Raw genomic sequence first — 14,307 nt, 5'->3', positions numbered from 1 at the left:
AGCTGTGGCAAACGCCACAACTGCCTATCGCAAGCAGAAAGACAGGGGCTAAATAAAAAAGGAAGCATAAAATGCTTCCTTTTTAGACCTAGGTGGCATGGACAGTCGCCCTGTCAAGGGTCATCAGCCCAGAAGCGACAGAGCAGACTGCGGGCGCTGGTTGGCCTGAGCCAGGATGCTGGAAGCCGCCTGTTGCAGGATGTTCTGCTTGGTCATGTTGGCGGTTTCGGTGGCGAAGTCTGCATCACGGATACGGGAGCGAGCGGCAGAGACGTTTTCCGAGATATTGGACTGGTTGCGAATGGTCGAATCCAGCCGGTTCTGCACCGCACCCAGCTCGGCACGCTTGCTGTCCACGATACCCAACATGGAATCGACGGCGGCCAGTACGTTTTGCGCATTAGTCTGAGTACTGATACTGATGCCACCCGCACTACCACTCAAGAAGATGGTGCTCACGGCAAGAGTGCCACCGCTCGCTGCCGTCACAGTAGTGTTCGCTGCAGCAGAAATACCGGAAATGCTAAAACCCCCAGCTTGAGAAAGGCTGAAGCTGATGGTCTGGTTGGCATCCGCCCCTACCTGGAAGCTGCCATTGTAGTTTCCATCCAGCAGCTTGGTGCCAGCGAAGGTGGTATCGGTGGAGATGCGGTTGATCTCGGAGCCCAGCTGATCCACTTCCTTCTGCAGAGCTTCGCGATCCTTGGCGGAGTTGGAGCCGTTGGCAGATTGTTGTGCCAGAGTACGCATGCGTTGCAACATGCCTGTCACTTCGTCCATGGCCCCTTCAGCGGTCTGCGCCAGAGAGATGCCATCGTTGGCGTTGCGGTTGCCCTGGTCCAGGCCGTTTACCTGGGAGGTCAGACGGTTGGAGATCTGCAGACCCGCCGCATCATCCTTGGCGCTGTTGATGCGCAGGCCGGAGGCCAGACGGGTGTAAGAGGTATCCAACGACTTGGTGGTGTTCATCAAGTTACGCTGGGCGTTCAGTGATGAAGTGTTGGTGTTGATAAACATGGCCATAAAAGGTCTCTCCTGATGAACAAGGAACTGCGGGCCCTGTGTGTTGTGTCATACACAATCAGGTTCCCACCGTTCAGATGGACAGATTGAACGGTCTGTCTCATCTGGCGGGTCAGCTGTTTGAACGGACATCGGACCCGCAGTTGCGCAAATGTTGGTTTTCCGAACACCCCTCGATTTGCTTCATCTTCTGTAACGGCCTGCCTCTCAGAACCTTTAAAACAATTTATGCATACCAGGTCACTAAAGTGAGAAAGCGGAGCCTTGGTAGCCCATCGGCCACTTCATTTCCCCCTCCCTTGCTCCTCTCCCGCCTTTTTCATATCTGATGCCATAAATTGGCATGGGTTGTGCAGTGTTTTCTGTGTCGCCATTTTTTCGGCGCCCATAAAAAAGGCCGACAATGTCGGCCAAAGAAGAGCTTACGCTCAGGAGAACAACCTCGAGGGTGACAGAGTGAACGATCTGCGCAACACTCGAGGGGTATACCAATAAGAGAACTTCTCTTTCGATAGAACAAGGCGTAAATCCGAACACCCCATTGTTCCATCTTGTTTACCAGGGCGGCCTGAACAACCGCCCTTTTCTTTTTCTCGGCATCAGGACCTTAGTTCTGCAGCAGGGAGAGTGCAGACTGGGGACGCTGGTTGGCCTGGGCCAGGATGCTGGAAGCCGCCTGTTGCAGGATATTCTGCTTGGTCATGTTGGCGGTCTCGGTCGCAAAGTCTGCATCGCGGATACGGGAGCGAGCGGCAGAGACGTTTTCCGAGATATTAGCCTGGTTGCGAATGGTGGAGTCCAGACGGTTTTGCACCGCACCCAGTTCGGCACGCTTGCTGTCGACCACGGTCAGCATGGAATCAACCGCAGCCAGCACGTTTTGGGCGTTGGTCTGGGTACTGATGCTGATACCGCCAGCTGCAGCTCCGTTAGTGAAAATGGCATCGACCGCAAGGGTACCACCACTTGCTGCCGTTACCGTGGTGTTCGCTGCCGCTGCGATTCCAGAGATACTGAAACCGTTGGCCTGGCTCAGGCTGAAGCTGATGGTCTGGTTGGCATCAGCACCTACTTGGAAAGTACCGCTAAATGAACCATCAAGCAGCTTGGTCCCTGCGAAGGTGGTTGCAGTGGAGATACGGTTGATCTCGGCCCCCAGCTGATCCACTTCTTTTTGCAGGGCTTCACGATCCTTGGCGGAGTTGGAACCGTTGGCGGATTGTTGAGCCAGGGTACGCATGCGTTGCAGCATACCGGTCACTTCATCCATCGCCCCTTCAGCAGTCTGAGCAAGGGAGATGCCGTCGTTGGCGTTGCGGTTGCCCTGGTCCAGACCGTTGATCTGGGAGGTCAGACGGTTGGAGATCTGCAGACCTGCCGCATCGTCCTTGGCGCTGTTGATGCGCAGGCCAGAGGCCAGACGGGTGTAGGAGGTATCCAGGGATTTGGTGCTGTTCATCATGTTACGCTGAGCGTTGAGCGATGAAACGTTGGTATTGATATACAGACTCATGATTTTTCTCCTAAGCTATTAAAAGTTAACTTTAATTCACTCAGGCTTTATTGTGTTTTGTGCCTGATATGTTTAGTTAACGGCGCCTTTTCACAAGACTTTAATTTCTTTTTTCTGCCTTTCTGGCAGTAATCGCCGCCTAACCTATATATCGGCCTCTATTCCCTTCCCTTGAGAAAAAAATCGGGATTTTTTGTCACCTGACAGCCCGCCCCCCGAGCCATAGTGCCCACAGCCCGCATCAGACAAGGCGGGAGCGTGATATTCACCCAGCCTTCAGAAACCGGCGCTGGCTCCCACTTTTGCACGCCAGCATTGCTCATCCTCACACCTTGCCCCTAAAATCGCCGCCCCATCATCTATTGGACGTGAGTTGTTCTCCATGCAGACACTGGTTGAGCAGATTGTTTACATCAGCGACATGTTTGGTACTGCGGTATTCGCGTTTTCGGGCGTACTGGTGGCCGGCCGTCTCAGGATGGACGGTTTCGGTGTCATGGTGCTGGCGGCGGTCACCGCCATCGGGGGCGGCACCATCCGCGACATGATCCTGGGAGCAACCCCGGTCTTCTGGGTGCGCGACCCCCTCTATATCTGGGTGGTCATTGCCACGGCGCTCATCGGCATGTGGATGGTCAAACTGCCCCGTCGCATGCCCTGGTACGTGCTGCCGGTGGCGGACGCCTTCGGGTTGGCGCTCTTTACCGTGATCGGGGCACAAAAAGCCCTCAACTTTGGTACATCTGGGCTTATCGCCGTATTGATGGGCACCATGACAGGGGTCGCTGGGGGCATGATAAGGGACGTGCTGGCCCGGGAAGTGCCCATGGTGCTGCAAAAGGAGATCTACGCCACCGCCTGCATTCTGGGCGGCATCCTCTATACCCTGTCGCTGGAGGTCGGGGTAGACAGAGTCAGCGCCATGCTCATCAGCATGCTCGGGGTGTTTGGTCTGCGGGTGGCGGCCATCTACTGGCACCTCTCCCTGCCCACCTTCTCGCTGCAGCGCAACTGAGAAGCCTCAGAGTGGGCGAGATCCCATCCCGGCAGGGACAAGATTGAACCAAGCCGGCTTTTCTGTTGTCATACAGGGGTCGTTTCAAGCCGGAAAACCTCATGCAAAAACTTGGGCTCATTACCACACTTGTTCTGATGATGGTGGCAGCGGCTCATGCGGGGGCACAGGCCCTGTTCGGGCGTCTGGCATCCACCCCGGTGCAGCAGTTCAACCAGCAGATCCGTCAGGCGAGCAGCAGTCAGCAAGGCTGGGTCAACGACTATCGCGAAGTGGCTCGCCGCTTCGTCGGCCATAAAGATGTACCCACCCGTATCCATGCTCAACAGCTGGACAACGATCTGGTGCTCTCGGTGGCCCTTGATGGCCAGCGTAGCGACATGCTCTACATCCTGACCCTGTTTCGCAGCAACAACCTGTGGCAGATGCGTCAGGCCGAGATGGGCTGGCGCTGTCAGGGTCAGGAAACCTTCACCCCGGTCCCCTGCCCCTGAGCGTCTACCTTCATCCGAGTGAAATAAAAAATCCGGCGCCTTGGCCGGATTTTTTATACGCGTCTTGCCGTCACATCACGGACGGTAGACCTTGACGTTGGCAAAGCCCTTCTCTTTCAGGTAAAGCGCCTGCAGTTTGCTCATCACGCCACGATCGCAATAGAGCAGGTAGGTCTTCTCTTTCGGCAGGTCACCAAAGGCGGTAGCCAGCTTGAAGAAGGGGATATGCATGATCTCGCGCCCTTCCACCACCAGCGGCTTGTCGTCATGCTCTTCCATGGAGCGAATGTCCAGGATCACCTCGTCGTCACCGCTCTCGGCGGTGGTCTCCACCTCCTGCACCTCGGCGGCGGTCTCTTCACCGATGCGACGAATGTCGAGGTAACGGGCCTCGGCCACCACCTTGTCCAGAATGGCAAAGTCGAAGTTCTCCTCTTCCGCCTCGATGCGGGAGAGCTCGGCCTTCACGGTCGGCTTCTTGGAAATCACGCCGCAATACTCCGGCATGGTCTCCGCGAACTCCAGGGTACCGATGCGGCGGGCTTCGCTGATGATGTCCGGCTTGTCCCAGGTGATGAGCGGGCGCAGGATCACCTTGTCGGTCACCCGGTCGATGACGTTCAGGTTGGTGAGGGTCTGGCTGGAAACCTGGCCCACGCACTCGCCGGTCACCAGGGCCGGGATCTGGAACTCGTCGGCCACCTTGGCAGCGGCACGCATCATCATCCGCTTGAGCACCACCCCCATCTGGCCGTTGTCGATCTTCTCGAGGATCTCGGCCACCACGGGCTCGAAGTCCACCGCGGTGAAGCGCACCCGGTGGGAGGAGCCGAAACGGTTCCACAGGTGATAGGCCACCTGCTTGACGCCGATCTCGTGAGCCGCCCCACCCAGATTGAAGAAGCAGTAGTGCACCCGGCAGCCGCGCTTGATGAACTGGAAGGAGGCTACACCCGAGTCAAACCCGCCGGAGAGCAAGCTCAGCACATCTTCCTGGGTGGCGATGGGCATGCCGCTCAGCCCCTGGTGGATGGCGCTGACGATGAAAAGCTCCTCGCCATCGATCTCGAGGTTGATCTTCACATCCGGGTTCTTGAGGCGCACACCGTTGCTCACGCAGTGCTGGTTCAGACCGCCGCCCACGTAACGTTCAATCTCCAGCGAGGAGAATTCGTGTTTGCCGTGGCGCTTGGCACGCACGCAGAAGGTCTTGCCCTCGAGCTGATCACCCCAGACGGCTTTCACCTGCTCGAAGATGTCGTGCAGGTCGGTAAACTTGCTGGCCTGCACCTCGAGGAAGGCCTGAATGCCGGGAATGCAGGCCAGGGCTTCGATGGCCTGCTCGCGGAACTGGTCATTACGGGAGCTCACGATCAGCTTGTCCCAATCCATCCGCACCCGGGCATCGTCGTCGAAGCGGCGCAGGACATTGCGGATATTGCCCTGCAGGATCTTGATAAAGCGCTGGCGAACCGACTTGCTCTTGATGGTGATTTCAGGGAACAGCTTGATAATGAACTTCATGGTAATGACTCGGGTGGCCTTGATTTAAGGGCGCGAATTATATCAGAACTTTGTGACCAGCGCCTACTGCATGAGCGGCCGCTCACATTCCCCCACGCAAAGTTTGCCGCATCCGGGCAATCATGCGTATATTCCCACCCCTGCATCCTGGCAACACAGCATCCATGAAAACCCATATCTACTACCCCGGCATGGAGGTACGCGACGAGCTCTGGCTCAAGTTTGCCCTGCTCTATCTGGAGCGGCTCGCCTTCGTCTTCACCGTTAGTGAGAAGAGCGGTCTCACCGCCCTGCTGGAGACCCTGCGCCAGCAAACCGACCTGCTGGCCGAGCCGCCACAACCCGCCTTCTTCGCCCATATCACGCCCCAGGTGGAGAGCCAGATTGCCGGCCTGGTCGCCCCCGATTTTGTCCGCCACAAGGTGTTTGGCAACAGGGAGCTCATCGCCCGCTGGCGTTCAGCCCCCAACCACGACTGCTTCTGCCCGGTTCAGGCGGGACTGGAGCGGCTGCACGGGTTTTGTCTGACCCACGGCTTTGCGACGCAGGATGAAGGGGGGATCAGAATGGCGCGCCGCTTTGCCAACCTGCTCTCCATGCGCCTCGCCCGTGAGTGGGCACTCGCCAATGACGGGGCGCTTATTACCGATCACGACTATCTCGACCGCCTGCTTCACCTGCTCGAATCCCGCTACCACAATCGCGGCGGTCAGGATTGCTTCCACCTCGAGATCCCGCTGCAAGTGCCCACTCACCTGGCCGACATCCCGTTTGCAGAGCTCATTGCCCTGCGGGGGCGAAGCGGCTTTCGTCAGCAGCTCGCCGAGTTCCATCAGGCCCTCGATGCCCTGCTCGCCATGCTGGGCAGCGGCTACGCCGAACCCGCCGTGTTGACCCGCTTCGAGCAGGCCCAGCAGGGGTTCACACCCTTGCTGGGACCCGAGACCGTCACCCTGCCGCTCACCACCCTCGTCAGTACTGGCTTACCGGCCATGGCGATGATCCACCACCTCAAGGGGAGTCACCCACAGAGCGACCTGGTGTTTCATCCCATCAAGAAGAGCCACTTCCACCAGCGCAAGAGCCGGCATTTCTTCACCCGGCTGGGGCAGGTCAAGCCCTGACTCCCCGCCTCTGCCGGGGAATCGACAATCAACTGACGGCATCGGGACCATCACCGATGCCGTCAATATTCTGGCGCTCACCACGCCCTCAGGAGGGGTTTTCCAGCCGAAACTCGATGCGATCGCTGTTTCCCGCCTCATCCACCACCACCAGCTGATAGCGGCCCGCCTTGCTCACTACTTGATCCCCGTCCCAGCGCAGCCGCTGCCCGTTGAGAAACCAGGCCGGCTTGCCGACACCGCCCAGCACCCTGGGCTGCAACCGATAGCGCTGACTGCGGATAAGGTTGCCCTCCCCCAGTGCCAGGATGCGGATGGGGGCCTGCTGCTCGGCGCTCTGTCCCTCCCCCGCGCAGCCCCTGGCAAGCAGCGCCTGACGCCGCTCGCCCGGTGAGCGCCATGGCTCCAGCGACAGCGGCCAGAGCGCTCTAAAAGCGGATTGTGCCGCATCGTGGCAGCGGGTCAGCGTCGGCTTGCCGTCGACAGTGAGCGCAACCTGGCGCAGCGGCGAGGGCCAATCCATGGGATCCGGCAAGGTGGGAGGGTCGCGCCCTTCCAGCAGCCAGGCGCTCTGATGCTGCAAACAGGCCTCAGGCAGGGTCGCGCTCCACTTGCGCCCCAAGGGCCAGCAGATCTCCGCTTCACTCACCGTGTTGGGTTGTGCTGGCAGGGGGCTGTTGTCCGAGAGCCGCGAATAGACAGAAAGCAGCAGTGGCACTGCCGCACTCTGTCCATAAAAGCCGGGCATGGGGGTGCCATCGGGGCGCCCCAGCCAGACGCCGATGGTCCAGCGACCGGAGACCCCCATGGCCCAGCTGTCGCGATAGCCATAGCTGGTGCCGGTCTTCCAGGCCAGTCGGTTGACCCGGCCGGTCGCCTCACTGGCAAAAGGTTGATCTGCCCGTCCCTGGGCACTCAAAATTTGCCAGATGATCCAGGCGGCCCCCGGGCTCAGCAAGGGGCGCGACACCGCCTGCTGCCCCGCCAGCCAGACCGGCATCGCCACCTGCCCCTGCCGGGTCAGTGCGCTGTAGAGCGCCACCAACTGCTCAAGCCGAATGCCCGCCGCCCCGAGCGCAATGGCCGGATTGGGTTTGTCGGAAAGCGCCAGCCGCACCCCGGCGTTGTCGAGCCGGCTGACCAGCTTGTCCGGCCCGAGCGCCTCCAGCACCTGCACCGCCGGCACGTTGAGGGATTGCTGCAGTGCTTGGGCCAGCGTCACCGGCCCCTGAAAGGCACCGGAGAAGTTGGCGGGGCGATAGTCCGAGCCCAGCCTTGGCGCATCGGAGAGCAGAGAGGCCGAGTGCACCAGCCCCTCGTCCATCGCCAGACCGTAGATGAAGGGCTTCAGCGTAGAGCCGGGAGAGCGGATCGCCTGCACCATGTCCAGATAACCGTGGCGGCGCAAATTGCCATACTCGGCGCTGCCCACATAGGCGCGCACCGCCATGGTTTTGTTGTCGACCAGGAGCAACGCCGCTGAGGTCTGCTCGGGGAAGCGACGGATATAGCTCGCCACCCGCCCCTCCAGCCAGCGCTGCAGATCCCCGTCGATGGTGGTGCGCACCAGCGCCCCGGCCTGATGGTCGGCGGCGAGGCGGGCAAAGAGCGGCGCCTCCATCGGCGTGAAGTGACCGCGGGCCAGCACAGGCTCGATGCGTCCCTCCAGCCAAACCTGTTCTGGCCAGACCCCCTGCGCCACCAGCCGCTGCATCACCTTGTCGCGGGCGGTGCGGGCCCGCTCGGGATGCCGGTCCGGCCGGTTGCGGCTGGGGGCCTGGGGCAGCACCGCCAACAGCGCCGCCTCGGCATGGGTCAGCTTGGCGGCGCTCTTGCCGAGATAGGCAAAACTTGCGGCCTGCACCCCCTCCAGATTGCCGCCAAACGGCGCCCGGTTGAGGTAGACGGTGAGCAGGGTGCGCTTGTCGTAGTGCCACTCCAGCTGCAGCGCACGGGCCATCTGGCGCAACTTGCCGGGCACGCTCCTGTGGTAGGGCTCGATGAGGCGCGCCACCTGCATAGTGAGGGTCGAGCCGCCCGACACGGCGCGCCCGTAACGCAGCCACTGACCGATGCCGCGCACCATGGCCACCGGATTGACCCCGGGATGGCGCCAGAAATGGCGATCCTCGTAGCCGAGCAGCGCCTCGATATAGCGGGGGGAAACCTGCTCCAGGGTCACGGGGTAACGCCACACGCCGCTGGTATCGGCAAAGGCGCGCAGCGGTCGCCCCTTCATGTCGAGCACCACCCGCGCATAGGCCGGGTCGAGTGGCGGCGGCGGGAAGAGTCGATCCAGCGCCAGCAATGACAAAAGCAGTGCCACAACCCCCAGCACCGAAAAGCGCAGCCAGCGTTGCAGGCCACCAAACCAGTGCCAGCCAGCGCGGCCAGTGCGACCCAGGCTCAGCCAGCCACGCTGCCAGAAAGTGAGCGGGCGAACCCGCTCAAGGGAGGGTTTGTTACTCAGAGATACGCACCTCGTGGATATCCTCACCCGCAGCCCGCAGCTCGGGTCGGTACATATCCTCCACCTGGGTCGGCGGCACCTGATAGCGGCCCGGCGTCACCGCCCGCATCAGGTAGACCAGCTGCTGGTTGCTCCCGGCGCTCAGATCCAGCGCCGCCGTATAGCGGTCATCGCGAAACTCCTGATGCTTGAGGTAGTCGTTCCACTCGCTCTGCCACGCCGGTTTCCCCTCGATGGAGAGCTCTTCGAGCTTGATGCTGTTGCCAAGGGCCGGGTTCTCCAGCTCAAAGCCAGCGGGCACCATCTCCACCAGCAGGGCATCGGGCACCGCCGATTCGCTGCTGACATTGAGCCGCACCACCACCAGATCGCCCACCTTCACCTTGGTCGGGTCAAAACGCTGACCGTCGCTGTTGAACCAGCTGCGGGTCACGCTCATTCCCATGCTGATCCGTGCTGGCGCCTGCTCGGGATAACCGACCAGGGTGCGCTGCACATAGAGGGAGCCCTTGCCCTCGTTGGTGACGGCGCTCGCCGCCAGCGCCTCGGGGGTGCCCTGCTGCAGCGGAGCCGAACCGCTCAGGGATCCACTGCCAAGAGAGGAAGCCACCTTGGCCTGCCAGTCGACGGCCGGATCGAAGCGGGCGAGTCGCAGCAGGGCGAGCCGCTCCTGAGTGCTGAGCCACTGACGATGGGCCAGGGCATCGGCCACCTTGGCACTGAGGGCCGGCCAGATCTCCGCAGCCAGCTTGTGTTGGCGCAGCAGGGAGAGCTCAAGGGCTTCATCGCGCAGCGGCGAGCCGTAATCCCCCAAGTAGTCGTCACCGCGCTCGGTCCCTAGCGCCCGGCTGAGGGCCTTGGCGGCGTTCTGCTCATCCCCCATGGCCGAGAGGGCCAGCGAGAGGTGCAAGAGCGGCAAACCTGAGCGGGCGTGATCGGCCTGCTGCTCCCAGATAAGGCGCAGGGTAGCGAGCGGCGCCTTGCCCACCCGGGCCAGCACATAGGCGCTGTAAGCCTGATAGGCCAACCGGCTGTGCTCGGGGGCACTGCTCCAGCGCTCACCATACTGACTGTCGGTGAGATAGTTTTGCATCCGGTTCAGAGCCTGATTGAGCATTGCCTCCGGCACGGCATCGCCCGCCTCCTTGCGCGCCAGCAGGTAGTCGGCGGCATAGGCGGTGAGCCACTGCTCCTCGTCGGAGCGACCATCCCAGAGGCCAAAGCCGCCGCTGGGCAGTTGCAACCGCTGCAACCGTTGCAGCAGGGCGCGCTGCACATCCGCCTCACTCGCCGCTTTCTTGCCCTGTGCGGGTCTGCGCCAGGCGGCCCGCTCATCCGCCGTGGTCAGCAAGTAAGGCCAGGCACGGGACAGGGTCTGCTCCAGACAGGCATAGGGGTAGTCAGCCAGCGCCTGCCACTGGGCTGCCGGATCCCAGGGCGGAGTGCCGGAGAGGCTGAGCAGCCCCTGCAGGTTGGCGCGATCCAGCCCGGCCAGCTCACTTTGCGCAAAGCTCATCTGCTGGCCGGGGGCCAGCATCTGGTAGCGCTGGCGAGTCTCGGCCGGCCAGGGGGAGCGCAGCGGCAAAGTCCAGTCGCGGCTGATGGCAAAATCCTTGCCGCTGGCCGCCAACTGCAGGCGTGCCACACCGCTCGCCCCGGTCACGGTGAGCGGCAGGGTCAGCCACTGCTCTTCGCCATTTTTAAGGGAAAGAGTGCCGGGCAGCTCGCCGTTTGCCTTGAGCCCGCCGTTGAGGGTCCAGGCAAGGGAGAGGGTCTGATCCTCGCCGCTCATGTTGCGCAGCTGCACCAGCGCCCGGGTCTCATCCCCTCTGGCGCCAAAGCGCGGCCAGCCGATCTCTGCCACCAGCGGCGCCACCACCTTGACGGCGCGCTCGGCCTCACCGACCTGCTGTTCGTTCCAGGCCAGCGCCATCAGCGCCAGCTCGCCGTTGAAGTTGGGCAGATCGAGCGGGATCACCGCCTTGCCCTGCTCGTCAAAACTCACCTCGCCGCTCCAGAGCGCAGCTATCTCGACCCGGCTCTCCAGCGCGCCGCCCTTTTTCAGCGGCGCCCGGTCACCCCCGTAGTTGAGGCGAGCCAGCTTGCCATCTTGCGGCGGGATCACCTGGCCGTAGTTGTCGAACAAATCCTGGGCGTAGCGCTTGCGACCAAAGAAGATCTCGAACGGGTCGAGGGGTTGATAATCGCTGATATTGAGCACACCCCGATCCACCGCCGCCAGCACCACCCGCCCCTGACTGTTGGGGGTAGAGGTGGCGGTCACCTCCAGCCGGGTAAGCGGCACCGCTTTGTCCGGCGCGCTCAGGGTAAGCGGCAGACGGCGCGCTTCCCGATCCAGGGTGAGCGGCACCAGACCGACCGAGCGCAGGCTTTGCACACTCTTTTGGCTCACCGGCTTTGAGTCACTGTCTGGCGCGGCAATCTGGGCCGAGATATGCAGATCATGGCGCTGCCACTCGGGACTGACCGGGATCTCGAACTCGCCGCGGGCATCCTTGGCATCGCCGCCGGCGCCCTTGAGCTCGATGCGCTGCCACCAGCGCAGGCCGTCGCCATCTTCCACCATCAGCAACCCCTTGCCGGGGCGCGGGGCCACCAGGGTCACTTTGGCCTTGTCACCCGCCTGATAGGCGCGCTTGTCGAGGGTGATGGCGATCTTGTCAGGCCGTGCCTGCTCCCCACCGCCGCCCCAGGCGTAGCTGCCGATCTCTACCCGCAGGCTCGATTGATGGCCCTGACTGTTCTCCACCTCCAATCGATACCAGCCCGCCGCCAGTTGCAGCGTGAGCGGGGTCGGCCCCTTGCCATCCAGCTGCAGGGTCTGCTCCTGCTCCAGATAGGGCTGGCTGTTGAACTCGTACTTCCACCCCTCCCCATCGGCGTAGTGCCAGTAGTAGTCGCGGTACTCGTTGATGAGGCGCACCTTCACCGCCCCCGCCACCGGCTGGCCTTGCTCATCGAGGTTGAGGATTTGGAAGGGGAGCGGCTTGCCCCCTTCCACCCGCTCCGCCACAAAATCGGCCTTGAGCGCCGGCCACTGGCTGCCCGCGGGCCAGCCATACTGGGTGCGGCTGCGATTGACGGCGCGGCCACCGGGTTCGGAGAGCGACACCCTATAGGCCACCTCCAGCGGCCCGAGACCGCGCACCCCGTCGAGCTCATCAGCTAACGAAAACGTCCCCTGCCCCTGCGCATCCAGGGTGAGATTCAGCGGCTCGAGATCCCTGGACTGCTCGGCGAGCAGCACGTTACCCAGCGTGAACTCCTGCCACTGGGTAAAGGGCATGGTGGCGCGGCTTAACTTCACCTCCGCCTTCGCCTTGGTGGCACTGGCCGGAGCACCGTAGAGATAGTCCCCTTGCAGCGGCAGGGTGAGAGCGGCGTCCAGATCCATGACTTCCCCATCCTGCCCCTTGCCAAGCTGCAGTTTCAGCCGCTCCGGCAGAAACTCCTCCACCAGGAAAGGCCACTCGAAGCGGCTACCGGCGGCAGTCTTGAGGTTGATGGTCCAGCGCCCGAGCGGCGCATCCTCCGGCAGACGCAGACCGTAGTGGGCCGCGCCAAGGTTGTCCGGCAGCAGGCGCTTTTGTTCGAGCAGTTGGCCGTCCGGCTGTTTCACCTCCAGCTCCACCGCCATGCCCGGCAGCAGCTGGCCATCCTGCCCCTTGAGCAGGATCTCGCTGTCGAGCCGCTCGCCGGGGCGATAGAGATCGCGCCCGCTAAAGAGATAAAGCTGTTGGGCCTGCCAGGGCTGGGTGCCGAGATCGAAGGTGGAGAGATCGAGGGCCGCGCCATCGAGGCGCAGCACCGCCAGATGCTTGCCCTGCTCGGCCAGCAGCAGGCGAGCCCCCTGCACCTGATCGAAGCGGCGATGACCTTGGGGGTCGGTGGTTTGCACCTGCAGCCGGTTGCCCTTCTGGTCGAGCAGGGAGAGCTGCACATCCTTGAGGGGGTCGGCGCTGGCCAGGGAGCTCACGAACACCTCCAGCTCATCGCGGTAACGGCGGGCACTGAGCCCCATGTCGCTCACCGCAAAGTAGGTGGTCTCCTTGCGCCAGTCGTAGTTGCCAAGGGGCGACATCACCGCAAAGTAGACGCCGGCCTGGGCCAGCTGCGGCTCCTTCACATTGATGAGGCGGGTCTCGCGCCGGTTGGCATCGAGCTCCAGCGCATAGCGGCCGCTGAACACCCGCTTGGCCCGCTTGGTGATCTGCTCAAGCTCCCAGTTGCCCATGCCGGCACCGGGGCGATACTCGGCCAGGAAACGGGGCAGATACTCCGCATCGACCCGGAAGAAGTCGATATTGACCTCATCCACGTTGACCGCGCTGATGGGCAGGCGCAGCTCGTCGCGCAGCGGCAACACCATGCCGCTCGCGGTAAACGATGCCCCTGCCTCCAGCGGCCGGGTCTTGAGGGTCCAGCGCTGGGGGGATGGGCCCAGCCCCGCCTTGAGGCTCACCTCGTAGCGTTTGTCGGGTTGCACGTTCGGGAAATAGAGGGTGCGGCCATCGTCGGCGAGGATCCACTCCCCCTGCACCTGCTTGCCCCCTTCACTCACAGAAAGCCAGCTCTGCCAGTTTGCCTTGGGCGCCAATGGGCCGGAGAAGACCAGCGCCAGCGCCGGGGCATCCCGATACTGGCGGGCATTGGCCTGCACCACGGAGGCGGGCGCCCCCGCCTCCTGCCGGGCCATCGGGTCAGTCGTCGGCTCCTGGCTGACAGGCTTGTCGGGGCCGCAACCAGCCAGCAGCAGCGCCGCCAGCCAGGCCACACGGGGAAGACGAGTCACGGGGCAGGAGAGAGAGAGGTGCATGGTGTTCATCCCGGGTTGGATCGCCGCAGCGCAGGAGCCAATAGAATAAAGCGTCACTCCCGGGAACACCAACTGCCATATCGGGCGGCATCGGCCAACAGAGATGGGCGCATCGCCTCGAACGGGAGCGCGACGCTCCGTGAACCGCGAGGTTTATTCGAGGCCCCGTATGCGATCTCCTGTTCCATGAAAGAGGGTTGTCGTGATTTTCTGAACCCAGGCTAAACCGGGCACCACTGTTCACTTGTGCGTGATCGGGCCATTCATTATTCTCGGCCCTGCTCAACGCAGGCCTTCCAATCAACGA

8 protein-coding genes are annotated in these 14,307 nt (G+C 62.4%); 3 read left to right on the top strand and 5 right to left on the bottom strand.

The genetic code is table 11. The features are described 5' to 3' along the window. Positions 1-123: 123 nt before the first annotated feature. Positions 124-1,023 carry a flagellin N-terminal helical domain-containing protein gene (locus BN1120_RS10165; protein ID WP_042015962.1) on the bottom strand — a complete coding sequence of 300 codons (900 nt, stop codon included), beginning with the start codon at positions 1,021-1,023 and terminating at the stop codon, positions 124-126. A 607-nt stretch (positions 1,024-1,630) separates the two neighbouring features. Continuing rightward, positions 1,631-2,536 carry a flagellin N-terminal helical domain-containing protein gene (locus BN1120_RS10160; RefSeq protein WP_042015961.1) on the bottom strand — a complete coding sequence of 302 codons (906 nt, stop codon included), beginning with the start codon at positions 2,534-2,536 and terminating at the stop codon, positions 1,631-1,633. Positions 2,537-2,918: 382 nt separating this feature from the next. Between BN1120_RS10160 and BN1120_RS10155 the strand changes: the two genes are divergently transcribed. Both BN1120_RS10155 and BN1120_RS10150 read left to right on the top strand, forming a co-directional pair. Continuing rightward, positions 2,919-3,551: a trimeric intracellular cation channel family protein gene (locus tag BN1120_RS10155; protein ID WP_041212810.1), complete on the top strand. Its 633-nt coding sequence runs from the start codon at positions 2,919-2,921 to the stop codon at positions 3,549-3,551. Between the two features lie 101 nt (positions 3,552-3,652). Next, positions 3,653-4,045: a hypothetical protein gene (locus tag BN1120_RS10150; RefSeq protein ID WP_039038657.1), complete on the top strand. Its 393-nt coding sequence runs from the start codon at positions 3,653-3,655 to the stop codon at positions 4,043-4,045. 75 nt (positions 4,046-4,120) lie between these two features. Here BN1120_RS10150 and thiI read toward each other — a convergent pair whose 3' ends face one another. Next, positions 4,121-5,569 (bottom strand): tRNA uracil 4-sulfurtransferase ThiI, encoded by a 1,449-nt coding sequence (gene thiI, locus BN1120_RS10145; RefSeq protein ID WP_039038656.1) that lies wholly within the window; start codon positions 5,567-5,569, stop codon positions 4,121-4,123. Between the two features lie 164 nt (positions 5,570-5,733). Between thiI and BN1120_RS10140 the strand changes: the two genes are divergently transcribed. Further along, positions 5,734-6,693, top strand: a complete 960-nt coding sequence (locus BN1120_RS10140; RefSeq protein ID WP_042015956.1) for a hypothetical protein — start codon at positions 5,734-5,736, stop codon at positions 6,691-6,693. Between the two features lie 88 nt (positions 6,694-6,781). Here the strand turns inward: BN1120_RS10140 and pbpC are convergent, their stop codons facing one another. Both pbpC and BN1120_RS10130 read right to left on the bottom strand, forming a co-directional pair. Then, a complete protein-coding gene (gene pbpC / locus BN1120_RS10135; protein ID WP_042015955.1) occupies positions 6,782-9,190 on the bottom strand; it encodes a penicillin-binding protein 1C in 2,409 nt (802 codons plus the stop codon). Further along, positions 9,156-14,000 (bottom strand): alpha-2-macroglobulin family protein, encoded by a 4,845-nt coding sequence (locus BN1120_RS10130; protein ID WP_042015954.1) that lies wholly within the window; start codon positions 13,998-14,000, stop codon positions 9,156-9,158. Before BN1120_RS10130 ends, pbpC begins: the two co-directional genes overlap by 35 nt. Positions 14,001-14,307: the final 307 nt, after the last annotated feature.

The organism is Aeromonas caviae (assembly GCF_000819785.1).
In the GTDB taxonomy this organism is placed as follows: Bacteria; Pseudomonadota; Gammaproteobacteria; order Enterobacterales; family Aeromonadaceae; genus Aeromonas; species Aeromonas caviae.
Note: the sequence above shows the minus strand (reverse complement) of the source record. Positions and strands in the feature narration are given on the sequence as shown.